The sequence below is a fragment of the Bacillus sp. FSL R5-0709 genome (assembly GCF_038004785.1).
GTDB lineage: Bacteria > Bacillota > Bacilli > Bacillales > Bacillaceae_G > Bacillus_A > Bacillus_A mycoides.
In genome coordinates, this window is sequence record NZ_JBBORT010000001.1 from 2398207 (window position 1) to 2423258 (window position 25052).

The window sequence follows — 25052 nt, forward strand, 5'->3', positions numbered from 1 at the left end:
AAATACGTGGGGGATTTCTTTTATGAAAATAATATCAGTCTTTTTGAGGAGTGACACGATGGTCACCATGAACACTATAAGAAGGGCAAGAATGTCACCATGTTCTAATGTGCTAATAAAAGAAAAATTTTGAAAGTGCTAAAACGCTTCATATTTCTCAATATAATTTATGTCGCAAAAAGCTTTTAATTTCATCAAAAGCTAAGTGACGATGACCAGCCTGACAATGTTGTTCACCACCAGTTTTCTTAGTGAAAACTACAGAAGTGATGGAGGCTGCATTACATAGCTCCGATTCGATTTGCGGTAATCGGCTAATTGGAACGTACTGATCGTCTTCACCAGCCAGGAGCAATACTTCTTGATTTATGAACTGACCGATTCCTGCCATCGTATGTTTTTCAAAGTTTTTAAGTAAGTTAAATGGCGTTTTTTCACCTGTATTTTCCATACCTTTTTTAACTTTCCAGTTCAGGTCGATGCTGGTGGCCATCATTTGTTTAAACATGGTATTAATTTTGTCAGCTTCATTAGTAGCCAGAAGCGTGGTCAATTTATTCCAGATATTATCCGGCATGCGCATCTTGAGTGCATCAAGGCCACTATAAAAAATATTAAAGGCGATGACTTTGTCGATTCGTTTTTCAAAAGCGGCGGCACGCATTGCCAAGTAGCCGCCCCAAGAAGCTCCGAGAATACTAACACGGTCAAGTTTGAAATAGTCAATGACTGTGGAAACGGGCTTCTCCCAGTTGTGGATGAATTTTAAGCCGTTTTTCAGTGCTGTTCCCTGTCCAGGTCCATCAAAAACTATAATATTATAATTGATTCCTATGAGGTAGTTCATCATCTTCATCATTTCCTCCATGTAGGAATCGTAGCCTCCAAAGAAAAGTAGTGTATTACATGCGCCTGGTGTCATGAATTTGATTGCAGGAAGATAGGAATCTTCATAAGGAATTTGATAGGTTTCATACTCAAAGTCATGAAAACCCTTATAAAAGGTTTCACGGTATTTTTGGTACACTTTTTCTTTTTTTGGATCGGATGATTCCATATAAAACTCGGCAGCCTGATAATAAACCGAAGCTAGATCGAAGTCTTTCTGATGCTCCCGCATTGCTGCATATTCTATCCAAGTGTTATACCAGCTGTCCGTGTCTGTAAGTCTTGGGATGATGGCTTGCAAATCCTGATTTGCCCGCTCATCGTCTTGATAGAAATCGTTGAAAAAACGGTTAATTTGCAAATTGAACTGTTCGTTGTTTACATACTGTTTAAACATAAAATCCCTCCTTATATTTGACTACAAGGTAAGGATAAGAGAAGTATATTAAAGAAACAACAAGCAGGAAAGGGTAAGAAGTACGAAATCGAACCATAAGGATATAAATGGTTTGATAAGCAACTTTGGGAAGGAGATTGATTATTAATGGGAGAGGATGTTCGCGTTTATAAAACGAAGAAAAATATTTCTAATACACTTATTACCCTCTTGAACGAAAAAGAGTTTGGGCGAATTACAACTAAAGATATTTGCATACATGCTATGGTGAGTAAGTCCACATTTTACAGCCATTTTGCAGATAAATATGATCTTTTGGAAAAATTAGTGCAAAATTATGTCTGCTGGTTCAAGGAAGAAATTGAATTTCGTTTCGCATTAATAGAGAATGGAAATGTGGCTCAAGCTATTAATATGATAACCGATAAGATCTCAGCGCGAAAAAAAGAGGTTGCAACTTTACTCCATGTACGTGTTCCCTCAGCGGATTTACGTTTAGAATTAGAATCCATTTTATATAATGCCTGCTATTCCTATTTGAAAGAGCAGCAGGTTGAAGTAAGTGTGCCGATTGACTTTGTAGCTCAGTTGTATACAGCAAACGCAATGTTGTCAATCAATTGGTCGCTGAGCAACGATAAAAATCCAGATGTGGTTGAACTAATCGATAATATGCAGGGATATGTTTTTGATCTGATTTTGTCAGGTGGCGAGAGAATGTAATAAATCATGAAACCTGCTTAATAATGTAGTTATCGTGTGGGGGTGTGGTTGTAAAAAATTAAGTAATCGATATTTGGATTTTTTGTGAATCTTTATTGGTTTTTTATAAACTCTTTACTACATAATGTTACAAAATAGAATTAATTTGCTTAATTTATCCCCATATCAGGTTAATAAATAAACTAAATGTGTTTATGTTATTGAACTATTAATATATTAGTAGGTGATTTGTTCGTTTATCCCTATATTGCTATTATATTAGCATAAACAATATATTGGGGGGACAAGTATGAATTTGAAATTAACATCTAAGTTAGAAAGATTAAGAAAAAGTAAAAAAGGAATTGGTGCTTGTGTTTTAGCTGCAGGGGTGACGGCAATTACAATGATTCCTCAAAGTGCATATGCACATGGGTTTGTTGAAAAGCCGAGTAGTCGTGCTGCTTTATGTAGTCAGAATTATGGAGCATTAAATTTAAATTGTGGAAATGTAATGTACGAACCTCAAAGTCTAGAAGCACCTAAAGGATTCCCAGATGGTGGACCGATTGATGGGAAAATCGCTTCGGCAGGAGGACTGTTTGGAGGGATTCTTGACCAACAAACATCAAATCGCTGGTTCAAAAACACAATAAAGGGGGGAGCAAATACATTTACATGGAAATACACAGCGGCACATTCTACAAGTAAATGGCATTATTACATTACCAAAAAGGGATGGGATCCTAATAAACCATTAACACGTGCTGAATTAGAACCAATTGGAACTGTGAAACATGACGGTTCGGCAGCATCAAATAATTTAACACATACAATTAATGTACCAACTGATCGCAATGGTTATCATGTTATTTTAGCTGTATGGGATGTAGCAGATACGTCAAATGCGTTTTATAATGTAATTGATGTAAATCTAGTAAATAATGAAGCTCCCGATACAGTAGCTCCAAGTCAACCAACTGGATTAAATGCGTCTAAAGTTTCTGCCAATAGTGTTGAACTAACATGGAAGGCCTCTACTGATAATATAGGTGTAAAAGAATATCAAGTGTTACGCAATGGAGAAGTAATTGATACGGTACCAGGTACAACTTTTATTGATAAAAAACTAAAAGCAAATACGGAATATACCTATAAAATAAAGGCATTAGACTCTGCTGGAAATATATCAAAAGAAAGTGAAAAACTAAAGGTTAAGACAACAAATGCAATCCCAGATATAGAGGCTCCGACTCAACCTAAAGGATTACATAGTATGGGTACAACAGCGACAACTGTTGATTTGATGTGGAGTCCGTCTGAAGATAATGTAGGTGTTGACCATTATGTTGTATATAGAGAAAACGCAGGGGTTATGAATAAAATTGGGACAACGGATAATACATCCTTTGTGGATAAAAATTTAAAGGCAAATACATCGTACAAATATGTAGTGACAGCGGTTGATTTAGCTAGAAATGAGTCTAGTAGAAGTGATGTTTTAACTGTAGCAACAAAACTAGATGGCTCTACTTATGAAAAATGGGATGCAAGAAAAGCATACAATAAAGGTGATAAAGTAGTACATGAGGGAAAAGTGTATGAAGCGGTTCAAAGTTATCAAGGGAACGGCGATCCAAATTGGATTTTTGCACTATCGATTTGGAAGCCAGTTTTAAATAAATGATAAGTGGAAAAGGGTAGTTATCACTTATTCTATGTGCAATACCGGAACAGGGGTGCAATTTTTACTCTTCATCCCAATATATACGAAATGAAATTATTAAAGAACCCCAATGGTATTCCATCAAAAAGGAATTCCATTGGGGTTCTTTATTTTTTAATTTGTAATAGCGTATATTTTCACTGTAAATTTGTTAGTGGCACCAAGTGGGCTTGCAATATAATATTTAGTATTCGTATAAGCTTCAGTCCTAGATCCATGTGAAATATTTTTCCAACGAATAGAATCTGTACCTAGGGAAACATCAATCATTACATTGAAAGAAATAGTAGAAGGATGATCTTTTTCTGAAGGCTCAATAATCCATTTTAATTCCTTAGTACCTACAGGTAAACTATCAATTTTAAAGTTTTGACTGGATCGATTTTTTTGACCGGATAAAGGACTAGATTCGGAAGAAATTTGCGAAATTAATATTTCTTTTTCATTCGAATGTATACCATTTAATTTAATGATACTATCAATTAAACCTGGTCCAGGAAAATCAGCTGCAATGATACCAGTATGTTTCATTCCACCTTGTTGTAAGAACTCAGTTCCAAGTGTATTCATTCCACCATAAAATACTTGACCATTTATATCACGAGGGAAATCTTCCCACGCATTAGTTGTAGCTTTTTGAATCATCTTGGGGTTACTATCAGTATTTCTGCTCTCTTTACCACTTGCAACAAACCAAGGATAAACATTATTTAATAATGCAGCAGCACCACCTGTGCCACTAAAATGGTTAAGATAGATTTTATCATTATTAAAATTATTATTTGCATTTTGAAGGTGGGTTTTCACCGCATTCCATTTTTCATACATTCCGTCGGGTCCGTTTTCAATTGCAAATGTATCTTGTATATTTAAGCTATCGTAATTAATACCATATTGCTGAGAGGCTGTAAAGTTTTGTAAGATTACAATTTTCCCTCGGATGTCTCCTAGAGTAGGATTATTTCTTTTTGAAGTTGGTACAGAACTCGGATCCCAAAAATAGGAAGAATTAAGGTCTTTGTATTTATTAAGTATTTCCTCGAATGATAGTGAGCCACTTTCAGGAGTAGTTTCTTCTTTTAAGCGCATTAAAATTGTTTCTGTAGGATGATCTTTTAAAAATTGAATTGCCTCTTTTAATACATCTTCAAACATTGCTTTTTGATTTACAATCCCATGGTACATTGCAAAAGAATCTTTTACACGTTTAACACGCATATCTACATATCGAATTCCGGAATTTAATTGTTGTGGTAGACTCATAGTTTGATTTCTTGTCAAATTTTCATCAAGAAAACTTGCTCCATGTAAAGCTATTGTACCGTGAGTCCCTGGAATAGATATTTCACTCAATTTTGTTGAATCTGCTACTTTCGACATCCATGCTGGGTTTTGATAGCCTATATTGGATTCATAGGAATAACCTGGATGACTATCAGCAAAAATAGTAGATGGTGTACTTAAACTTGCTAGTGTGAAACAAGTAAGGATACTAATTTTAAAAAAATTCCTCATTTTTATTTTGTTCATTTTATCTCTCCTGACTTTTAAACAATAGATATAATAAAACAAGATGATTTTTTACTACATCTATTGTTTTCATTCTTAAAGTAATGAATTTTTGTGTTTGAAAAAATCAAAATAGGGTAGGAAGTTATTTGAGATTTTAATAGTTTGTTGTAATAAATTGTATCTAATAGTCAAACGGATTCTTAAAGAATTGAAGCATAGATGGGTAAAAAACAAACTTTCCGCTGTACTGTATACAAACAAAACAGAAGTCTTAAAAAAGACTTCTATTTTGTGACATATAATGAATGATAAGGTGGTTAACAAATCAAGATAATGTGACTGAGTGGTAAAAATCTATTTATAGCTGTTTCAGAATTTCTTATAACAAGGCTACTTAGGAAAAGTGGATCTCTACAATGCTAATAAAAATTTAAAAATTCTATTCATTAAAACTTAAACTAACTACAGTTGCGATAGATTGGGCTGCATGTTCCCAGCTTCCATCTATAACTTTCCCAATTTGTTGACCAAGTGCATTTAAATCATTTGGATTTACTGGGATCCCATTATACGCAGCAAGAATTGATAAAAGTGGAGCAGTAAATGGTGTCCAACCACCTCTATCAATATTAAATACAGGCTTATCTATTACCTTTCCATCTTGCACTGTAAACTCATAATAAAATTGATCATCTGGACGAAAACTTAAATGATGAGAAATTTGTCCCTTAACATATGTTTTACCGCCACCTAAATTTACTACTTCAATTGGTTTTACATTAAATTCATGCTCAAATACTTTAATTTTTTTAACTTCTGGACCATTTAAGGCAGCTTTAACTGCTGTTTCCAAATTATTTTGTGCAAATGGTTGAATACTCATCTGTGTCTCTTCTTGTTGGATAGGAGCCTCTTTTTCAGCAGCAAACACCGATGTACTTGGTAGTGCACCTGTAGCCAATGTAGCTGCAAGTGCTGTCGTCATCATGATTTTTCTTTTCATCTTCATAGTTTTCTTCCTCCCTTAAAGTTATGATATATAATTTTTTAAAGACTGACATGGGGCAATATTTTATTTCATAATGCACGCAAAAAAATAGTTTAAGAATTATGTGAAATTATGTCAGAAAATTAAAGTTAATTATATATGCACTTACAATGATAGCTATCTACACATGTTTTTTCAATTTTCTAATAAATAATACAGTAATACCTTTTCATAAGGCAATTTAGTGTTTCAATTCTCTCTTTGTACGTTTTAAACAAATTAAAATCGTAGTGGTAATAATATATTTGTAATCAAATGTCGTATATACTTCGAGAAAAGTACACAATATTTTTATAAAAAACTATAGGAATTATCATGATATAGTTATCAAACGAAGTAAGATAAATGTTAATATTATGAAGAGATTCCAGTGATCTGCTATAAAGTTACTGAGAAATGAGCATGACATCATACACGCATGCGATTGAAAAATTTTATAAGTGGCGTATAAAACTATAACAAATACTACAAATCAATTAAAAAATTTCAGTTATTCTGAATGCGAAGGGCACGTAATATTTATTGTGAACTGTAGTACTGATTAAGATTTTAGGAGGAAGTATGAACAAGAAGATTAAAAGAATCATATTAATTATTGGTATATTAGTAGGCATTAGTATCTTTTTATATTTACAAAACAATTTAATAAGTATAACTGAGGTTAAAATAACCTCTAGTAAAATTCCCTCTTCTTTTAAAGGATATAAAATACTACAAATTTCAGATTTACATAATAAAAAATTTGGTGATAATCAAGACGTTTTAATTCAAAAAGTAAAAAGCATAAATCCAGATATTATTGCTATTACGGGTGATTTAATAGACAGTAAATCATACGATGCAGAAATGAGTATGCAAGTAATACGAGAACTTGTGAAGGAATATCCGGTATATTTTGTGACAGGAAATCATGAAAAATGGTCAGGGAAATATAACAGTTTAGAAAAAAAATTAAAGAAACAGCATGTCACTGTTTTAAGAAATGAACATGTAATAATACAAAAGGGAGGACACGAAATAAACTTGTTAGGAATTGATGATCCGGAATTTAATACTGGAGATATTGATGAAGGAAGTATTGTAAAAGATGCAATTGTAAAAGCAAAAATTGAAACGCTGCCAGATAGGTATAATGTATTATTATCCCATAGGCCTGAATTTTTAGAAGCATATGCTGATGAGCAAGTAGATTTAGTGTTATCGGGTCATGCACATGGGGGGCAAGTTCGGTTACCTTTTATCGGGGGATTAGTTGCTCCTAATCAAGGAATACTGCCCAAATATACAGCGGGTTTATATGAACAACAAAATACGTCTATGATAGTTAGTAGAGGATTAGGCAATAGTATCATTCCGCAAAGAGTTTTTAATAGACCTGAGATTGTAGTCGTGCAGTTAAATTAATCTGTACGGCTTTTTTGTTCAGGAGAATAATTTAAAGGTAGTTTTTCTTGAGTACAAGTTTCCATTACAATTTTGTTAAAATTTTTCAACGTTACATAAAGTAACAAAATTTGACCTATTGAGTTTGTTATAGTGTAAATAATCAAAAAACTTAAAAATTAGTCGAGTTAAAATAGTTATTATTAAGCAATATTAAAAATATAAAGGGGTGTACAAATGCATAAAGAATTTGAAATTGAAGAATATACGGCGATTGAGGAGCAAATTCATTATTATAGTACGTCTTTATTAGTAAGTCATCCTGAGCAAATTGTAAAGTATTTAGAAAAACGGTTGGAAAAGTATGCAGAAACGTTACAATATGCACATTTATATCCGGAAACGGTTATATTACCAATACAGCAAATAGTTATCGAATATTCATTAGATGTTGCTAGAATTAGAAGGTATTTAAATTTAAAAACATAACAAAAATCAAATAATTTACAATGAAACAGAGTCGACTTTAAGAAAAGATATTCTAATGTCGACTCTGTTTCATTGATTTAGTAAATAACAGAAAAAATATATGTTTGAAAAGTTTGACATATAATAATTCGAGAGTAAAATAAAAGTGAGTACTCACTCATTTTAAAGAAAAGGGGGATTTTTAGTGCAGCAACCTTCAATTATTTTACGAGATGTATCAAAAAAATTTGGGAAAAAAGAAGTTTTGCATAACCTTTCGCTGCAAGTAGAAAAAGCAGAAATTTTTGGCTTGGTTGGACCTTCCGGATCAGGGAAAACAACACTCATTAAAATGATTGCAGGTATTAATGAGTCAACTACAGGGGATGTAATTGTTTTTAATACAAACATGCCTAATCTAAATGAAATGAAAAGAATTGGTTATATGGCTCAGGCTGATGCATTATACGAAGAACTATCGGCATATGAAAATGCAGATTTTATTGCAACGATGTATGGGTTAAAAGGTAAGCGTAAGAAAGAGAGAATTGTAGAAGTTTTTGAATTTTTGCAATTATCAGATCATACGAAAAAGCAAGTACAGCATTTTTCAGGTGGAATGAAAAAACGTTTATCATTGGCGATAGCACTCCTTCATGAACCAGAAATATTAATTTTAGATGAGCCAACAGTTGGGATAGATCCTCTACTTCGAAAATCGATTTGGGAGAAGTTTTATGACCTTAAAAAGAAAGGAACAACTATTATTGTAACAACGCACATTATGGATGAAGCTGAGTTTTGCGAACGTCTAGGGCTAATTAGAGAAGGGAATTTAGTTGCGATTGGCACACCGGAGGAATTGAAAAAACAAACATCTTCTGGACGAATTGAAGATGTCTTTATGTTAGAAGGAGTGATTGAATCATGAGAGTTAATGGTGTAGTCATCCGTATCATTCGTCAATTTTTTCGAGATAAGCGTTCTTTAGCAATGATGTTTGGGGCACCAATGTTATTACTTTGGTTATTATCGCTAATATTTACACAAAAAGACTATATACCGCATATTGCTGTAGTCGATGTACCTGCTCCTATAGTAAAAGCAATGAAAAATCAAGAAGCATCAATTTATGAATATAGTAAAGACAAAGCAATTTCGGAATTAGAAAAGCAAAAGGTAGATGCAGTAATTCATTTAGAAAATGGAAAAATGAATCTTCTATTAGAAGGCAGTGATTCATCAAAAAACCGTGCAGTACTTCAAGTATTGCAAAAGAGTACAGAGAAGAATAATGTATCAATGATGAAGCCTGAAGTGGATTATTTACATGGCTCTAAAGACATTACGATGTTCGATGGGCTTGGTCCCGTATTAATTGGTTTCTTTACATTTTTCTTTGTATTTATATTGTCCGGAGTATCTTTTGTAAGAGAACGTTTAAGTGGTACATTAGAGAGGTTATTGTCCACACCAGTGAGAAGATGGGAAATAGTTTTAGGATATATTATTGGTTTTGGAATCTTTGCACTTATACAATCTATTATAATTGTAAGTTTTTCAGTTTATATTTTAGATTTATATGTAGCTGGCTCAATATGGCTAACGCTACTTATAACATGTATGCTTTCTTTAACTGCACTAACATTAGGCACATTTTTATCGGCATACGCAAATAATGAATTTCAAATGATTCAATTTATACCGCTTGTTATCGTGCCACAAGTCTTCTTTTCTGGGTTGTTTCCAATGGAATCCATGAATACATGGTTACAAATGTTAGGTAAATTATTTCCACTCACATATGGTGCTGACGCTATGAGACAAGTAATGATTCGGAATCAAGGGTTTACAGAGATTGCATTAGATCTTACTGTATTACTACTTTTTTCACTATTATTTGCAGTAGGAAATGTATTTGCATTAAAGAAACATCGCAAAATATAATGATGATAAAAAGGAGCACAATAAATGAAGAAGGATTGGCTGGAAGAATTAGTTGCCGCAACGAATGCTGATAAACGTAATGAACGTCAAATGCGTATATTAGAGGCAGCTGTTGATATGTTTGGAGAAAAAGGGTACGCCTCAACTTCAACGAGTGAAATTGCAAAGCGAGCTGGTGTAGCGGAAGGAACAATCTTCCGCTACTATAAAACGAAAAAAGATTTATTGTTTGCAGTCGTGATGCCGACCTTAACAAAGTTTGCTGCACCATTTTTCGTACAAGCCTTTGCAAAAGAAATATTTAAAACAGAGTATGAATCGTATGAAGTGCTTTTAAGAGTAATAATTCAAAATAGATTTGAATTTGCTAAAAAGCACTTTCCAATGATAAAAATATTAATTCAAGAAGTACCATTTCAGCCGGAACTAAAAAGTGAAATACAACAATTAATAGAAACAGAACTGCTTGTACATTTTAAAAAGCTGATTGCAAAGTTTCAAGAAGAAGGGGAAATTATTGAACTTCCACCATCTTCCGTATTACGTCTTACTTTATCAGCTGTATTAGGGTTGCTCTTAACGAGGTTTTTATTATTGCCGGAAGAGAAATGGGACGATGAAGTGGAAATTGAAAATACGATTCAATTTATATTGTATGGACTAACGCCACGGAGGTAATGTGATGCGACAATTTGCTAAACCCATAATTGTTGTAAGTAAATGTTTAGAATTTGATGCCTGTCGTTATAATGGAGAGATGGTTCCAGATTTAACAATTCGAAACTTGCAGCCATTTGTTACATTTATACCTGTATGTCCTGAAGTAGAAATTGGTTTAGGGACTCCTCGTGAAACGATACGTATTGTAGAAAAAAATGGTGCGAATAGGCTTGTACAACCGTCAATACGAGAAGATGTAACTGAAAAAATGAATGAATTTTCAAATGCATTTTTACAAACATTACCTGAAGTTGACGGTTTTATTTTGAAGAATCGTTCGCCAAGTTGCGGAACTCGTGATGTGAAAATCTATTCTGGTTTTGAAAAAGGGTCAGTAAAAGGAAAAGGAACTGGATTATTTGGTGGAGCAGTAATAAAAAAATTTTCGCATCTTCCAATTGAAGAAGAAGGTAGATTGTCGAATTTTATTATTAGAGAGCATTTCTTTACAAGATTGTTTATAATCGCGCATTACAAAATGATTAAACATACTAAAAACATAAAAGAACTCGTAGCGTTTCAATCAGATTATAAGTATTTATTTATGGCATATAATCAGGTGAAACAAAAAGAATTAGGGCGTATTATTGCAAATCAAAAAAATGAAACAATTGAAGTCGTATTTGATAACTATGAGAAGACTTTATATGAATTATTTATTCGCGCGCCTCGCTATACATCGAATGTAAATGTATGTGAGCACATTTTCGGATATTTTAAAACAAAGCTAAAAAAACAAGAAAAAGATCATTTTTTAGAGCTGTTACAGAAGTATTCTGAAAAGAAAATCCCACTTAGTAGTTTACTTGTCATTTTAAAAACATGGGCCATTCGATTTGATGAAAAGTATTTATTAAGACAAACATATTTCGAACCATACCCTGAAGGGTTAGTAGAAATTTCTGATTCGGGAAAAGGTAGAGATTATTAAACAATAAATTGCATAATTCGACACAAAACCTCCTATGTTGTTGTAGAACAATGTAGGAATTTTTTTGTGCATTGGTACAGAATCTGTTTTAAAATTAAGTTATGACAGAATTATAGCAATTGTCTAACTAATATTCGTGTCTTTTAAGAAGTAATGTTTGTAGTAGAAACTCGCACGCTGTCGAAACTCAATATTCGATAAGGGGTGTGTAGCGGAATGGAATTTACTCTAACTCGCGAAAAACAAATGATTAAAGAAATGGTACGTGATTTTGCTGAAAAGGAAATCGCACCGAAAGCTGTATATTATGACAAAACTGCGGAATTTCCATATGAAACATTTCAAAAAATGGGCGAACTAGGATTATTAGGTATCCCATTCCCGGAAGAGTATGGAGGTTCAGGTGGCGATACGTTATCGTACGCGTTAGCTGTTGAAGAGATTGGTCGTGCTTGTGGTGGAACAGGTTTAAGCTATGCTGCAACAATTTCATTAGGTGCTTCTCCAATTTATTATTTCGGTACAGAAGAACAAAAACAGAAATTTTTAGTTCCAATGGCGTCAGGTAAAACGTTAGGTGCTTTCGGATTAACGGAGCCAAATGCTGGATCTGATGCAGGGGGCACACAAACGAAAGCAATTTTAGATGGCGATGAATATGTTATTAGTGGTGAAAAGTGCTGGATTACAAACGCAGAGTATGCAAATACAATTATTGTAACCGCTATCAACGGTTTTGAAGACAATGGTAAAAAACGTATTTCTGCATTTATCGTACCGACTACTAGTGAAGGATTAACGATTTCAAGCCCTTACGATAAGATGGGTGTTCGTGCTTCTAATACTTGTGAAATCGTACTTGATGGTGTACGTGTACCGAAAGAAAATATTCTTGGTGATGTAAATAAAGGATTTAAACAATTCTTATATACACTTGATGGAGGACGTATTTCAATTGCAGCATTAGCAGTAGGTATTGCACAATCTGCATTTGAACGTGCATTGCAATATGCGAAAGAACGTCAACAATTTGGAAAACCGATTTCTAATTTCCAAGCGATTCAATTTAAATTGGCTGATATGGCGACTGAAGTAGAATTAGCGCGTAATTTAGTACATAAAGCAGCTTGGTTAAAAGATAACGATAAACCTTTCGGTAAAGAAGCGGCTATGGCAAAGTTGTTTGCATCTGAAGCTGCAAGTCGTATAGCAAATCATGCAGTACAAATTCATGGTGGATATGGCTATATGCGTGAATATGAAGTTGAACGATATATTCGTGATGCAAAACTTTTAGAAATTGGTGAAGGAACTTCTGAAATTCAACGTCTCGTAATTGCAAGACATTTAGGATGTAGATAAAAAGGAGGAGTCACTATGTTTCAAAAAATATTAATTGCTAATCGCGGGGAAATCGCAGTTCGCATTATGAAAACTTGTCAAAAACTTGGCATTCGTACCGTTGCTATTTATTCTGAGGCTGATGAAAATGCCCTTCATGTAAAATTGGCAAATGAAGCTTACTTAGTAGGCGGTCCACGTGTCCAAGAAAGCTATTTAAACCTTGAAAAAATTATTGAAATAGCTAAGAAGACAAATGTTGAAGCAATCCATCCGGGGTACGGATTATTATCAGAAAATCCAACTTTTCCGATTCGCTGTAAAGAAGAAGGAATCGTATTTATCGGTCCTTCAGAAGAAATCATTACTAAGATGGGAAGTAAAATTGAGTCACGTATAGCGATGCAAGCAGCAGATGTACCAGTAGTTCCAGGCATTACTACAAATATAGAAACTGCTGAAGAAGCAATTGAAATTGCAAAACAAATTGGTTATCCATTAATGCTTAAGGCATCCGCGGGCGGCGGAGGCATTGGAATGCAGTTGATGGAAACTGAGCAAACGCTCACCAAAGCATTTGAAAGTAATAAAACAAGAGCGCAAAATTTCTTTGGTAACGGAGAAATGTACTTAGAACGCTATATAGCAGATGCACATCATATTGAAATTCAGCTTTTAGCAGATACACATGGTAATACAGTGTATTTATGGGAACGCGAATGTTCAGTGCAGCGCCGAAATCAAAAAGTAATTGAAGAAGCACCTTCACCATTTTTAGATGAGGGTACACGAAAGGCTATGGGAGAAGTTGCTGTACAAGCTGCTAAAGCACTTGGTTATACAAATGCAGGTACAGTTGAGTTTCTTGTAGATGATCAAAAGAACTTTTATTTCTTAGAAATGAATACGAGATTACAAGTAGAACATCCAGTTACAGAAGAAATTACTGGGTTAGACTTAGTTGAACAACAATTACTTATCGCATATGGTGAGAAGCTATCATTTACACAGGATGATGTAAAACGTAGTGGCCATGCCATTGAGGCTCGTATTTATGCAGAAGATCCGAAAACATTCTTCCCATCACCTGGGAAAATTACAGATTTAACGTTACCGACAAATATACGTATTGATCACTTTTTGGAGAATCAAGTAACGATTACACCTTTCTATGATCCAATGATTGCGAAAGTAATCGCACATGGTGAAACTCGTGAAGAAGCGATTTCAAAATTAAAAATTGCTCTAGAAGAGTTGAAAATTGAAGGTATTAAAACAAATACACCGATGCTACTGCAAGTGCTCGGAGACGATGTGTTCAAAAGTGGTATTTATACAACGGGTTTCGTAACGAAACAACTTGTTAAAAAATAAGATTTATGAATATTAAGGGGGAAAAAATGATGACGAAAGTATATGCATCGATGGCAGGAAATGTTTGGAAGATAGTTGTAGGAGTAGGAGATACAGTAGAGGAAGAGCAGGATGTCGTCATTTTGGAATCTATGAAAATGGAAATTCCAATCGTTTCAGAAGAAGCCGGAACTGTTATGAAAATTAACGTACAAGAAGGCGATTTTGTAAATGAAGGAGATGTATTACTAGAAATTGAATAGGGAGATATAGGGGGAAGCGAATTGAAACTACCTAATTTTGCTGTCATTAAAGAAGTCGGGCCACGTGATGGCTTACAGAATGAAAAAAAGATTGTTGGCACAAAAGATAAAGTAAAATGGATTCAACTACTTACAGAAGCGGGATTGTCTTACGTTGAAGTTTCCTCATTCGTTCACCCTAAATGGGTTCCTGCATTAGCAGATGCAAGTGATGTATTTTCTGAGCTAAAAAGGGATCCAAATGTTACATATGCAGCGCTTGTTCCAAATCAAAATGGTTTGGAACGAGCTTTTTTGCAAAATGTAGATGAGGTGAATGTTTTTTTATCAGCAAGTGAATCTCATAATAAAAGTAATATTAATAAATCTATTAAAGAAGCATTAGCTGTAATTGAAGATATAACAAAACAGGCAACGTTCGAAGGTAAAAAGGTAAGAGGCTATGTTTCTACTGTATTTGGATGTCCTTATGAAGGGGATATAAGTGCCACAGCAGTTGACGAAATATGTAATCAACTATTTTCATACGGCATTTATGAAGTTTCTCTCGGTGACACGATTGGTGTAGCGAATCCATTACAAGTAGAACAAGTATTAGAACATCTATTAAAGAAGTATGATGCTTCGCAGTTTGCAATGCATTTTCATAATACGTATGGAATGGCTCTGGCGAATGTAGTTAAGTCTTTAGAATATGGTATTACAACGTTTGATAGTTCTTGTGGTGGACTCGGAGGATGTCCTTATGCACCAGGAGCATCGGGTAATGTTGCTACTGATGACTTAGTGCATATGCTCCATAAGCTGGGAGTCCAAACTAATATTGATGAAGAAAAGTTATTGAGAGCTAGTCAGTTTATTCAAAGTAAGTTAAATATCCAATTACCGAGTCATGTGTATAGAGCGCTTCAACATAAAACGATAAGTAGGTGAGAAGATGCTACAATTACAAAACATTTCAGTTGACTATGTTACACCGCACGTTGTAAAGATTTCGTTAAATCGTGAAAGACAAGCAAACTCATTATCTTTGGCATTATTAGAAGAATTACAAACTATATTAACTCAAATAAACGAAGAATCAAATACGCGCGTTGTTATTTTAACAGGGGATGGCGAAAAAGCATTTTGCGCTGGTGCTGATCTAAAAGAGCGTGCCAACATGAGTGAAGAACAAGTTCGCCATGCTGTGGGTATGATTCGTTCTACTATGGAGATGGTGGAACAATTACCACAACCAGTTATTGCTGCTATTAATGGAATCGCACTTGGTGGAGGTACTGAATTAAGCTTAGCTTGTGATTTTAGAATTGCTTCTGACACTGCAAGTCTAGGTCTTACTGAAACTTCTCTTGCAATTATACCTGGAGCAGGTGGTACTCAGCGTTTACCGAGATTAATTGGAGTCGGTAGAGCGAAAGAATTAATTTATACAGGAAGACGTATTTCGGCGCAAGAAGCGAAAGAATATGGTTTAGTAGAATTCGTAGTACCAGCTGATTTACTAGAAGAGAAAGCAATTGAAATTGCAGATCGAATTGCTAAAAATGGTCCAATTGCTGTTCGATTAGCAAAAGAAGCAATTTCAAATGGTATTCAAGTAGATTTACATACCGGATTACAAATGGAAAAACAGGCGTATGAGGGCGTAATCCATACGAAAGATAGATTAGAAGGATTACAGGCATTCAAGGAAAAACGCAAACCAATGTATAAGGGGGAGTAAATATGTTAGATCAAAAACAACAATCTAATTCATTTGAAGAACGAGTTGAAACAATTAAGCAAGGCGGGGCACCGAAATATCATGAACAAAACAAAGCAAAAGGAAAACTTTTTGTTCGAGATCGTTTAGCTCTTTTATTCGATAATGGTGAATATGTGGAAGATGCATTATTTGCAAATTGTGAACAAACTGGATTACCAGCTGATGGTGTTGTAACTGCGACTGGTAAAATACATGGTCGTACTGCGTGCGTAATGGCAAATGATTCGACTGTAAAAGCTGGATCATGGGGAGCACGTACAGTTGAAAAAATTCTACGAATTCAAGAAACAGCAGAAAAATTACGTGTACCGTTATTTTATTTAGTTGATTCTGCTGGAGCGCGTATTACAGATCAAGTTGAAATGTTCCCTGGACGCCGCGGTGCGGGAAGAATTTTTTATAACCAAGTGAAATTATCTGGAAAAGTGCCACAAATTTGTTTATTATTTGGACCTTCAGCAGCTGGTGGTGCGTATATTCCAGCATTTTGTGACGTTGTTATGATGGTTGAAGGAAATGCTTCTATGTATTTAGGGTCTCCGCGTATGGCTGAAATGGTTATCGGTGAGAAGGTAACTTTAGAAGAAATGGGCGGAGCACGTATGCATTGCTCAGTATCAGGATGCGGAGATGTTTTATGTAAAACAGAAGAAGATGCAATTACTCAAGCAAGACAATATATTTCTTATTTTCCAAGTAACTATTTAGAAAAGACTCCTTTGATTACACCTCAAGAACCGAAACAGTTCGATAAAACGTTAGAAGAAATCATTCCAGAAAATCAAAATGCTCCTTTCAATATGAAAGATCTCATTAACAGAATTATTGATGAAGGTTCTTTCTTTGAAGTGAAAAAATTATTTGCTCAAGAACTAATTACAGGTTTAGCACGCATTGATGGTAAGCCAATTGGCATTATTGCAAATCAGCCGCGTATGAAGGGCGGCGTATTATTCCACGATTCAGCTGATAAAGCAGCGAAGTTTATAAATTTATGCGATGCATATCATATTCCATTATTATTCCTTGCAGATGTACCTGGATTTATGATTGGTACAAAAGTAGAACGTGCCGGAATTATTCGTCACGGTGCAAAAATGATCTCTGCAATGAGTGAAGCAACTGTACCGAAAATTTCTATCGTCGTTCGAAAAGCATATGGAGCTGGCTTATATGCAATGGCAGGTCCAGCGTTTGAACCAGATTGCTGCTTAGCATTACCAACAGCTTCTATTGCAGTAATGGGTCCAGAAGCAGCGGTCAATGCTGTATATGCAAATAAGATAGCAGCTTTACCAGAAGAAGAGCGTGCAAGCTTTATTGCTGAAAAACGAGAAGAGTATAAGAAAGATATTGATATTTACCGTTTAGCATCTGAGATGGTGATTGATGGTATTGTTCATCCAAACAATTTACGTGAAGAGCTAAAAGGACGATTCGAAATGTATATGAGTAAATATCAAGTATTCACGGATCGTAAACATCCTGTATATCCAGTTTAAAAGCCCTATTTAGGGCTTTCTTGCTCAAAAAATCAAGGAGGGGAAAACATGAAACAAGCAGTTTGGTTTCCAACAGAAGAATATAAAGAAAAAACGCGTTTATTTGGTTGGATGAAATCATTAGGCTATGAAGATTACGAAGCTTTTTATAATAAGTCAATTGAAGAAACAGCTTGGTTTTGGGGAGAAGCTGAGAGAGCAGTTGGCTATCAGTGGATGAAACCATATACAGAAGTGTTAGATTTAGAAAATGGTACACCGTTTGCACAGTGGTATACTGAGGGAACTTGTAACGTTGTAGAATCTGCTTTATCTCGCTGGCTTGCAGACGATAAAACGAAAACACAAGCAGCACTTATGTATGAAGGGGAAAACGGAACTTCGAAATCATTTACATATGAAGAGCTTGACAGCTGGGTAAGCCGTGTTGCCAACGGTTTGAAACATGCTGGTATTGAAAAAGGTGATCGTGTAACAATTTACATGCCAATGATTCCTGAAACAGTTGTTGCTATGTTAGCGGTAATGAAAATTGGAGCGATTATTTCACCAATATTCTCAGGTTTTGCTGCTGATGCAGTAATGACACGTGTACAAGCAGCTGGTTCAAAAATGGTTATTACCGCAGATGGCTTTTCACGCCGTGGGAAAATTGTTTCATTAAAAGATGAAGTAGATAAAGCTTGTGAACATTGTCCAACTGTTGAAAAGGTGGTAATTGTTCGTCATGCAGGAAATGATTTTACACCGCATAATTATGATTTTTCATGGAGTACGTTAGAAAAAGAAAAACCATTTATACATGCTGAAGAAATGAACAGTGATGATCCATTAATGCTTATATATACATCTGGAACGACTGGTAAGCCGAAGGGGACAGTACACACACATGCTGGTTTCCCGCTAAAATCTGCATTTGATGCAGGATTTGGAATGAATATAAAACAAGGCGACCGAGTATTATGGGTAACTGATATGGGCTGGATGATGGGACCATTTTTACTATTCGGCTCTTTAATTAATGGCGCAACAATGGTTATGTATGAAGGTGTCCCAGACTTTCCAGAAGCAGACCGCTTATGGGAGACAGTCGATAAATATGAAATTACTCATCTCGGTATTTCACCAACGTTAATCCGTGCATTAATGGCAAAAGGTGATGAATATGTAAATAAACACTCGTTAAAGAGTTTAGAAGTATTCGCGTCAACAGGAGAACCTTGGAATCCAGACCCATGGATGTGGTTATTTAATACAGTTGGTAAAGGTAAAGTACCAATTTGTAACTATTCAGGTGGAACTGAAATTTCAGGTGGGATTTTCGGGAATGTCCTAATTAAGCCGATCGCACCGATTAGTTTTAACGCATCTTTACCAGGAATGGCAGCGGTTGTACTTGATGATCAAGGTAAACCAATTCGAGATGAAGTCGGAGAATTATGTTTAGAAAAACCTTGGGTAGGTATGACGAAAAGTTTCTGGGAAGATGATGAACGTTATGTAAACACATATTGGTCACGCTTTGAAAATAAATGGGTCCATGGGGACTGGGTTATTTATGACGGTGAGCAATACATCATCACAGGACGTTCAGACGATACGCTAAATATTGCAGGGAAACGTATTGGGCCTGCTGAATATGAATCTATTCTTGTGAAACATAATGATGTAATAGAAGCAGCGGCAGTTGGTGTACCGGATGATGTAAAAGGAGAAGTTTGTCATTGTTTTGTTGTATTACGAGATAGTGTAACATTCTCAGGAGAATTAAAGAAAGAATTAATGAGTTTAGTAAACTCTCATATTGGTAAAGCTTTATGTCCAAAAGACATCCACGTTGTAGAAGATTTACCAAAAACACGAAATTCTAAAGTAATGCGACGTGTCATAAAAGCTGCTTACTTAGGAAAAGAATTAGGAGATTTATCGTCACTTGTAAATCCTGAAGTGGTACCCTTTATTCAAGGACTACAGTCTAGCAAACTATAAAATTACGAATGAGCTCTATGTAAATAGAGCTCATTTTTAATGTTTACAAAAAGAAAAGAGAGGAAAAGTAAATTTGAAGTTAAAAAATCTACTATTAGTGTTAAGTATGTCTGTTTGTTTTTAGTTTTTATCAAAATAGGATACTGTGGCTGTCTATTCAATGGAGTGAATGAATTTTGTTAAGAATGAAAATTTAGTGAAGAAAAAAGTAATGAATAAAAGGAGAAATCCCTGGGGGACAGGGATTCAATAAGGGAGATATTATTGTCGTTCAATGTCGAAATTTGGCGTATCCGACAAATTAATATTATCACGAATTTTCAGGAGATTGTGATAGTGGATGTGTCAAAAATGTGTACGGGTTTCATATAAAAGTGTTATTTAAATAGGAAAAGGGAAAAGAATTAAGTTCACTCGTTCTTAAGATTTTTTCCCTTTTAAATTTACTGTTTGTTCGTTGTTCTATATACATCTGAAATTGGTAAATCTTCGCCATGTAAAGCTTGAGTACTGTCCTTTTTGTTTGAATTATGTGCCTCCTGAGAGGTTTCTTGCAGTTGTTCTTGGGCCTTACTAGGGGTATTCAGCGCATCTAATGACACAGGATCAAGTTGTTGACTTAATAAATCTTTTTTATCCATGTTATGTAGCTCCTTTTTGAACTTAGATATAAAAACAAAGTATTTTTAAATAGTTACGTGGGTATTATGTATCTTTGAATGGAATTATATACACAAACTATATTGAGAATTTAACTAATTATAAAAATTACTTGTGCTGACAAGCTTAAGAAATATAAAGATCATTAGTTCTTAATAAAAGCGTTATTTTAGTAGGCTGTTACGAAATTTCATTTGAAAGGAACATCCCAATGATAAAAAAGAGCACTGTAAATCAGTGCTCATCTTATTAGATATTGCTTAGTCCTTAAAAATAAAACCATTACGGACAATTCACAATGGTAATAGTGACGCTAGCCATTGTTCCAGGAGAATCAAGAAGTGAAGCAGTAACGGTTACTGTTCCAGGCCCATTAGCGGCTAGAAATACAGCGGTAAAGTTACCTGAAGCATTGGTAATGACCGCAAGAGGAACCATGAAAGCAAGAGAAGGGTTACTGAATGAAAAACTGACCACTACTCCTGGAGTAGGACTACCGTTTACTAATACTTGCCCCGAAAAAAATAAAGTATTATTTCCTTGAGTGGATACACATGCTGTGGTTTCGTTAGAAGTCAAGGTAATAGAGGCAGGCCCAGCAGGAAGATTAAATCCAGTTGGTCCAGTTGGTCCGGTAGAGCCAGTTGATCCAGTTGGTCCAGTTGGTCCAGTTGGTCCGGTAGAACCAGTTGATCCGGTTGATCCGGTTGGTCCGGTAGAACCAGTTGATCCGGTTGGTCCAGTTGTTCCGGTAGAACCAGTTGATCCGGTTGATCCGGTTGGTCCGGTAGAACCAGTTGATCCGGTTGGTCCAGTTGGTCCGGTAGAACCAGTTGATCCGGTTGAGCCAGTAGCTCCTGTAAAACCGGTGGGACCAGTAGGGAATTGAAAGGGTTGAACAGGTGGAAGTGTAGGTCCAATAGAACCCGGATTAAGTGCAGCAAAATATAAAAACTCGTCCATTATTTATCACCTCTAAAAATCGTATTACTAATAGTAAATGTAATGATAGAGCAATGTGAAATGGACAAGCGGTTGTATTTTAATAAATTAAACAAAATAGTTATTTGATAGAAAAAGAAATTAGTATGTTTATTTTAGAAATTAAATATAAAAAGGCGATTATCGTCAAATCGCCTTTTGGGGTAATGCAGTGTAATTTTATTCAGTTATTTGAAATATAGTTTCATTCGGTTTGGAAAATCCATACAGTTTCCTTGCGAATTTTAAAATTTCTTCTTCACTACCTGTTAAAGCCTTAACATCATTTTTAAGGGAATGACCATCCTTCTTTAAAGAAGATAATTTTTGTTGCTCCGTATTAACCGTGATTTGTTTTTCTTTAATCATTTCTTGCTGGTTATTAAGAGAATATTGAAGGACAAAAATTATAGGTAATATAAAAGCTAAAGTAGTTATAATACGGCGTCTTGTTTTTTTATTATTACTTTGTTTGGTGTTAGCGTTCACTTGCTGTGAGGGTATCTTAGGATTTGATTGCTGTGATGATATTTTTGGGATGTTTCCCATTAAAATGCCTCCATTACTGATTGTAGAATTTAAACTGTTTAAAAGTATTATAAATGTTCAATGGGAATTCTAGAAGATAGTTTAATATAGGTGAGTTTTGTAAAGTTTAAACAAAATCCTTATTTAAATAAAAGGAACCCCGATTGTCTGCGGGGCTCCTAAGGGTAATCGTCAAGTAATGACGTACTCGACTAGTTAACGATATCATGAATTTTTTGGTAAATATACTGGTAAATGCGTCCAAATTAATGAGAGCATTATTTGAAACAAAAACGCTATTTTAATAGGGAGGGGAATAATGATGATTCCATGGGACAAGCGAGTATACATTGTATCAAGGTGATCATTTTATTACAGAGGGGATAATTTTAGAGGTTAGTGAAAAGGCGAATAAATCATTATATTGGCGTTGGTGCATGTTAGCTCCAAGATATGAAAAAGTGTGCGGTAATAGTACAAAGCGACTTCGGTTGATTCGGATAGATGATGATGAAGAATGATATAAAAATTTCATTTTGTAGAGAAATGAGGTGATTAAGGATGGGCATAGAATATGCCATGTTTGTATTAAAAAAGAGCAGAATTTAGCCTATATATAAAGATGTTGGAATTGTTCTAAAGGGGGGAATATCTGGAATATAAATAATTGAGGGGAGTGAACTAATAATGGAAACTAGTACTTTTTTAGGATTGTTTTGGGGATGGATAACGGTTATCGTATCGGGAATACTTTTCGTACGTCCATCGGTACTACGTGAATTGAAAAAATTAGTGGTTGAAGACAGAGGATTTGGTATTATGTATGGTTTTCTATCGATTTTCCTAGGGTTAGGTAGTGTAATCCTACATAATGTATGGGTATTCAACTGGCAGGGGTTCCTAACGGTTATTGCATGGCTTGCATTATTAAAGGGAATCTACATAATTGCATATCCTGAACCCTCCAAGAAAACAGACTTTGAATTAAGGGTACTATCTACACGTATAGCGCTCGCTATCATTGGCGCCTTGGCTTTATGGATGCTTATAGTAATCTATATAAAATAATCATTTTCTAATAAGAACTATATTAAAATAAATCTCTACGTGTTCATTGACAAAAAGCTGACTATACTTAGTCAGCTTTTTGTATATTACATTCTAGTATTTATCGGTCACAAAAGACATGTTCTCTCTTTTAAGTCGATATTGAAAATGTTACCAACTTTTTCTTTTACAATGACAACAAATAAAGAAACATTTACAACGACACTTATTTCGTTTAGAACTCCAATCATTATCACAATGATTCTTTTCTTTAGATTTCCACCAATCATCATTACAATGCTTTTCCTTAGAACTCCAATCATCATCACAATGATTCTTTTCTTTAGATTTCCACCAGTCATCACAACAATGCTTTTTCTTAGAACTCCAGCAATCATTTTTCCAGGACATTCTTTTATACCTCCCTTCAATAGGATTCATACTATTCTATGTTTTAGTAAAAGAATGGCTTGTTTATTAACCTATTATTTTACCTTTATATGATAGAGTGCTTTCTACTAGATATAGAATTCATACAAACTATGCTAATTTTCAAGAGATAGTTGAGAGAACTACTGGTTATGATATTAATCAACAAACACTTGTTGAAGGAAACGTTAAGATTTTAAATAATATCTTATTTTGGAGTACGCTTTTCTGAATGTATATTTCACAATGGTAAAGGAAAAATACACCATATCACTGCGAACAAAGCCTATGTATATGTGAAGTAATAGGAAAAGGTGGTCCCTATTCAAGGAGCCGGCTTATTAAAAGTATAAATAAGAAGGTTTAGTACAAGTGTTTGTTTTTTTGTTTCTATGCTTTTGTCTCGTACACTTTTAAGCTATTGGACATACTTTACTAGTAGAAAGGATTAGGGGGTGAGGTTTTGGGTTCTCGATTTAATAATTGTAGAAAGAAATGTACTTGTAAGCATGATGATTGTTGGGACATTTTTGAAGAGTGTAAAAAGGAAAAGAATGAGAAATGTGACAGTTCTTGTGTACAAGGAATTAGAGATGAGCTTAAAAAATTAATTAATAAAACAGTGCGAATTAACACTGAAGGACGTACTTATATAGGTACTGTTTCTTCGGTAACTTGCGATGTTGTTAAGCTAGCTGCTATTCCTGGTTCAGTTGCAGCAATTATATCTCTTTGTAAAATTGAAGCAATTTTACCACCTGCTACAACTGTTACTGATGAGTTTGATTTTAACGGTGTTGACGTAGCAAATAAAGATTAATTATGCTTTATTGATGCTAAGCCATTCTTATGAATGGCTTTTTATTTTGTTTAAAAGGGAATATATTTTTCATATAGAAATAAATTTGAAGGTGTATAAAAGGTTGTGTGAAAGGAGAATGAGAGTGATCAAGCTGAAACAATTTACAAGATCTGATTTCAAACAATTAATAAATTGGATTAATTCCGAAGAATTTTTAATACAATGGTCGGGAAATGCATTCACATATCCTTTAAATGAACAGCAATTAGAGAAATATACAGAATGTGCAAACACACTGGCATTCAAAATAATGGATGAAGAGACTAAAGCAGTTATTGGTCATATTTCTCTTGGACAAATAGATAATATAAATAAGTCTGCTAGAATTGGAAAAGTGCTAGTTGGTAATAAGAAAATGAGAGGGCGTTCTATAGGGAAACATATGATGAAAGCCGTACTTTGTATTGCTTTTGATGAATTAAAACTACATAGAGTAACTCTTGGTGTTTATGACTTTAATAAGTCAGCTATTTCTTGTTACGAAAAAATAGGTTTTGTAAAAGAAGGTTTATTAAGAGAGTCAAAAAGAGTAGGAGAAACGTATTGGAATTTATGGGAAATGAGTATGTTAGAATATGAATGGAACAATAAATAATAGTATTTTATA

The 25052-nt window shown here is 34.5% G+C and carries 26 protein-coding genes and 1 pseudogene; 20 read left to right on the top strand and 7 right to left on the bottom strand.

The annotated features are described in order from the left end of the window. Window positions 1-157: 157 nt before the first annotated feature. Complete coding sequence (locus MKX37_RS12230; RefSeq protein WP_078203951.1) at window positions 158-1285, bottom strand: alpha/beta fold hydrolase; 1128 nt, start codon at window positions 1283-1285, stop codon at window positions 158-160. A 147-nt stretch (window positions 1286-1432) separates the two neighbouring features. On the opposite strand from MKX37_RS12230, the gene MKX37_RS12235 reads away from it, so the two are divergent. Together MKX37_RS12235 and MKX37_RS12240 are read left to right on the top strand one after the other, a co-directional pair. Further along, window positions 1433-2008 (top strand): TetR/AcrR family transcriptional regulator, encoded by a 576-nt coding sequence (locus tag MKX37_RS12235; RefSeq protein ID WP_078203950.1) that lies wholly within the window; start codon window positions 1433-1435, stop codon window positions 2006-2008. Window positions 2009-2297: 289 nt separating this feature from the next. After that, window positions 2298-3674 carry a lytic polysaccharide monooxygenase gene (locus MKX37_RS12240; RefSeq protein ID WP_078422549.1) on the top strand — a complete coding sequence of 459 codons (1377 nt, stop codon included), beginning with the start codon at window positions 2298-2300 and terminating at the stop codon, window positions 3672-3674. A gap of 153 nt (window positions 3675-3827) precedes the next feature. Here the strand turns inward: MKX37_RS12240 and MKX37_RS12245 are convergent, their stop codons facing one another. Together MKX37_RS12245 and MKX37_RS12250 are read right to left on the bottom strand one after the other, a co-directional pair. Next, window positions 3828-5243 (bottom strand): phosphatidylinositol-specific phospholipase C, encoded by a 1416-nt coding sequence (locus MKX37_RS12245; RefSeq protein ID WP_078422550.1) that lies wholly within the window; start codon window positions 5241-5243, stop codon window positions 3828-3830. A 421-nt stretch (window positions 5244-5664) separates the two neighbouring features. Beyond that, a complete protein-coding gene (locus MKX37_RS12250; protein WP_002127485.1) occupies window positions 5665-6234 on the bottom strand; it encodes a hypothetical protein in 570 nt (189 codons plus the stop codon). A gap of 600 nt (window positions 6235-6834) precedes the next feature. Between MKX37_RS12250 and MKX37_RS12255 the strand changes: the two genes are divergently transcribed. From MKX37_RS12255 to MKX37_RS12315, 13 genes are all read left to right on the top strand, one after another. Next, window positions 6835-7677 (top strand): metallophosphoesterase, encoded by an 843-nt coding sequence (locus MKX37_RS12255; protein WP_002032218.1) that lies wholly within the window; start codon window positions 6835-6837, stop codon window positions 7675-7677. A gap of 216 nt (window positions 7678-7893) precedes the next feature. Beyond that, complete coding sequence (locus MKX37_RS12260; protein WP_002017002.1) at window positions 7894-8145, top strand: hypothetical protein; 252 nt, start codon at window positions 7894-7896, stop codon at window positions 8143-8145. Window positions 8146-8329: 184 nt separating this feature from the next. Then, the gene (locus tag MKX37_RS12265) at window positions 8330-9055 is read left to right on the top strand and encodes an ABC transporter ATP-binding protein (RefSeq protein WP_078422484.1); all 726 of its coding nucleotides are present in this window, start codon (window positions 8330-8332) and stop codon (window positions 9053-9055) included. Beyond that, entirely contained in the window at window positions 9052-10071 is a 1020-nt protein-coding gene (locus MKX37_RS12270; RefSeq protein WP_002127488.1) for an ABC transporter permease, read from the top strand. Before MKX37_RS12265 ends, MKX37_RS12270 begins: the two co-directional genes overlap by 4 nt. A 24-nt stretch (window positions 10072-10095) precedes the next feature. After that, window positions 10096-10749, top strand: coding sequence for a TetR/AcrR family transcriptional regulator (locus MKX37_RS12275; RefSeq protein ID WP_002032224.1), 654 nt, complete (start codon window positions 10096-10098; stop codon window positions 10747-10749). Window positions 10750-10753: 4 nt separating this feature from the next. Next, entirely contained in the window at window positions 10754-11722 is a 969-nt protein-coding gene (locus tag MKX37_RS12280; RefSeq protein WP_078422483.1) for a YbgA family protein, read from the top strand. A 216-nt stretch (window positions 11723-11938) separates the two neighbouring features. Next, window positions 11939-13084 carry an acyl-CoA dehydrogenase gene (locus tag MKX37_RS12285; protein WP_002032227.1) on the top strand — a complete coding sequence of 382 codons (1146 nt, stop codon included), beginning with the start codon at window positions 11939-11941 and terminating at the stop codon, window positions 13082-13084. 15 nt (window positions 13085-13099) lie between these two features. After that, the gene (locus MKX37_RS12290; protein ID WP_078422482.1) at window positions 13100-14437 is read left to right on the top strand and encodes an acetyl-CoA carboxylase biotin carboxylase subunit; all 1338 of its coding nucleotides are present in this window, start codon (window positions 13100-13102) and stop codon (window positions 14435-14437) included. 26 nt (window positions 14438-14463) lie between these two features. Next, window positions 14464-14679 (top strand): acetyl-CoA carboxylase biotin carboxyl carrier protein subunit, encoded by a 216-nt coding sequence (locus MKX37_RS12295; protein WP_001985297.1) that lies wholly within the window; start codon window positions 14464-14466, stop codon window positions 14677-14679. 21 nt (window positions 14680-14700) lie between these two features. Next, complete coding sequence (gene mvaB / locus MKX37_RS12300) at window positions 14701-15612, top strand: hydroxymethylglutaryl-CoA lyase (protein ID WP_002017011.1); 912 nt, start codon at window positions 14701-14703, stop codon at window positions 15610-15612. 4 nt (window positions 15613-15616) lie between these two features. Then, a complete protein-coding gene (locus MKX37_RS12305; RefSeq protein WP_002017012.1) occupies window positions 15617-16405 on the top strand; it encodes an enoyl-CoA hydratase in 789 nt (262 codons plus the stop codon). 2 nt (window positions 16406-16407) lie between these two features. Beyond that, the gene (locus MKX37_RS12310) at window positions 16408-17949 is read left to right on the top strand and encodes an acyl-CoA carboxylase subunit beta (RefSeq protein ID WP_002017014.1); all 1542 of its coding nucleotides are present in this window, start codon (window positions 16408-16410) and stop codon (window positions 17947-17949) included. Between the two features lie 48 nt (window positions 17950-17997). Continuing rightward, window positions 17998-19938 (top strand): AMP-binding protein, encoded by a 1941-nt coding sequence (locus tag MKX37_RS12315; RefSeq protein ID WP_078422481.1) that lies wholly within the window; start codon window positions 17998-18000, stop codon window positions 19936-19938. Window positions 19939-20381: 443 nt separating this feature from the next. Here the strand turns inward: MKX37_RS12315 and MKX37_RS12320 are convergent, their stop codons facing one another. After that, window positions 20382-20579 (bottom strand): hypothetical protein, encoded by a 198-nt coding sequence (locus tag MKX37_RS12320; protein WP_002017016.1) that lies wholly within the window; start codon window positions 20577-20579, stop codon window positions 20382-20384. A gap of 317 nt (window positions 20580-20896) precedes the next feature. On the opposite strand from MKX37_RS12320, the gene MKX37_RS12325 reads away from it, so the two are divergent. Together MKX37_RS12325 and MKX37_RS12330 are read left to right on the top strand one after the other, a co-directional pair. Further along, on the top strand, window positions 20897-21142 hold the full coding sequence (locus MKX37_RS12325; protein ID WP_000237381.1) for a hypothetical protein: 246 nt from the start codon (window positions 20897-20899) through the stop codon (window positions 21140-21142). A 15-nt stretch (window positions 21143-21157) separates the two neighbouring features. Then, window positions 21158-21487, top strand: a complete 330-nt coding sequence (locus tag MKX37_RS12330; RefSeq protein ID WP_341088961.1) for a hypothetical protein — start codon at window positions 21158-21160, stop codon at window positions 21485-21487. A gap of 17 nt (window positions 21488-21504) precedes the next feature. On the opposite strand, the pseudogene MKX37_RS12335 reads toward MKX37_RS12330, so the two are convergent. Together MKX37_RS12335 and MKX37_RS12340 are read right to left on the bottom strand one after the other, a co-directional pair. Continuing rightward, window positions 21505-21561, bottom strand: a pseudogene (locus MKX37_RS12335) (exosporium leader peptide-containing protein); the annotation flags it as partial. Between the two features lie 198 nt (window positions 21562-21759). Then, complete coding sequence (locus MKX37_RS12340; RefSeq protein ID WP_078422479.1) at window positions 21760-22128, bottom strand: FtsB family cell division protein; 369 nt, start codon at window positions 22126-22128, stop codon at window positions 21760-21762. Window positions 22129-22794: 666 nt separating this feature from the next. Here MKX37_RS12340 and MKX37_RS12345 point away from each other — a divergent pair. Further along, window positions 22795-23175, top strand: coding sequence for a hypothetical protein (locus tag MKX37_RS12345; protein ID WP_002127497.1), 381 nt, complete (start codon window positions 22795-22797; stop codon window positions 23173-23175). A gap of 107 nt (window positions 23176-23282) precedes the next feature. Here MKX37_RS12345 and MKX37_RS12350 read toward each other — a convergent pair whose 3' ends face one another. Further along, complete coding sequence (locus MKX37_RS12350; RefSeq protein ID WP_170935234.1) at window positions 23283-23585, bottom strand: hypothetical protein; 303 nt, start codon at window positions 23583-23585, stop codon at window positions 23283-23285. 461 nt (window positions 23586-24046) lie between these two features. On the opposite strand from MKX37_RS12350, the gene MKX37_RS12355 reads away from it, so the two are divergent. Together MKX37_RS12355 and MKX37_RS12360 are read left to right on the top strand one after the other, a co-directional pair. Continuing rightward, on the top strand, window positions 24047-24403 hold the full coding sequence (locus MKX37_RS12355; protein WP_002032241.1) for a hypothetical protein: 357 nt from the start codon (window positions 24047-24049) through the stop codon (window positions 24401-24403). 124 nt (window positions 24404-24527) lie between these two features. Then, complete coding sequence (locus MKX37_RS12360; RefSeq protein ID WP_078422478.1) at window positions 24528-25040, top strand: GNAT family N-acetyltransferase; 513 nt, start codon at window positions 24528-24530, stop codon at window positions 25038-25040. Window positions 25041-25052 lie beyond the last annotated feature (12 nt).

Coding starts and splice junctions, on each gene's coding strand:
- MKX37_RS12230 (WP_078203951.1), bottom strand. CDS start 1,285: ATGTTTAAACAGTATGTAAACAACGAACAGTTCAATTTGCAAATTAAC.
- MKX37_RS12235 (WP_078203950.1), top strand. CDS start 1,433: ATGGGAGAGGATGTTCGCGTTTATAAAACGAAGAAAAATATTTCTAAT.
- MKX37_RS12240 (WP_078422549.1), top strand. CDS start 2,298: ATGAATTTGAAATTAACATCTAAGTTAGAAAGATTAAGAAAAAGTAAA.
- MKX37_RS12245 (WP_078422550.1), bottom strand. CDS start 5,243: ATGAACAAAATAAAAATGAGGAATTTTTTTAAAATTAGTATCCTTACT.
- MKX37_RS12250 (WP_002127485.1), bottom strand. CDS start 6,234: ATGAAGATGAAAAGAAAAATCATGATGACGACAGCACTTGCAGCTACA.
- MKX37_RS12255 (WP_002032218.1), top strand. CDS start 6,835: ATGAACAAGAAGATTAAAAGAATCATATTAATTATTGGTATATTAGTA.
- MKX37_RS12260 (WP_002017002.1), top strand. CDS start 7,894: ATGCATAAAGAATTTGAAATTGAAGAATATACGGCGATTGAGGAGCAA.
- MKX37_RS12270 (WP_002127488.1), top strand. CDS start 9,052: ATGAGAGTTAATGGTGTAGTCATCCGTATCATTCGTCAATTTTTTCGA.
- MKX37_RS12275 (WP_002032224.1), top strand. CDS start 10,096: ATGAAGAAGGATTGGCTGGAAGAATTAGTTGCCGCAACGAATGCTGAT.
- MKX37_RS12280 (WP_078422483.1), top strand. CDS start 10,754: ATGCGACAATTTGCTAAACCCATAATTGTTGTAAGTAAATGTTTAGAA.
- MKX37_RS12285 (WP_002032227.1), top strand. CDS start 11,939: ATGGAATTTACTCTAACTCGCGAAAAACAAATGATTAAAGAAATGGTA.
- MKX37_RS12290 (WP_078422482.1), top strand. CDS start 13,100: ATGTTTCAAAAAATATTAATTGCTAATCGCGGGGAAATCGCAGTTCGC.
- MKX37_RS12295 (WP_001985297.1), top strand. CDS start 14,464: ATGATGACGAAAGTATATGCATCGATGGCAGGAAATGTTTGGAAGATA.
- MKX37_RS12305 (WP_002017012.1), top strand. CDS start 15,617: ATGCTACAATTACAAAACATTTCAGTTGACTATGTTACACCGCACGTT.
- MKX37_RS12310 (WP_002017014.1), top strand. CDS start 16,408: ATGTTAGATCAAAAACAACAATCTAATTCATTTGAAGAACGAGTTGAA.
- MKX37_RS12315 (WP_078422481.1), top strand. CDS start 17,998: ATGAAACAAGCAGTTTGGTTTCCAACAGAAGAATATAAAGAAAAAACG.
- MKX37_RS12320 (WP_002017016.1), bottom strand. CDS start 20,579: ATGGATAAAAAAGATTTATTAAGTCAACAACTTGATCCTGTGTCATTA.
- MKX37_RS12325 (WP_000237381.1), top strand. CDS start 20,897: ATGGTAATAGTGACGCTAGCCATTGTTCCAGGAGAATCAAGAAGTGAA.
- MKX37_RS12340 (WP_078422479.1), bottom strand. CDS start 22,128: ATGGGAAACATCCCAAAAATATCATCACAGCAATCAAATCCTAAGATA.
- MKX37_RS12345 (WP_002127497.1), top strand. CDS start 22,795: ATGGAAACTAGTACTTTTTTAGGATTGTTTTGGGGATGGATAACGGTT.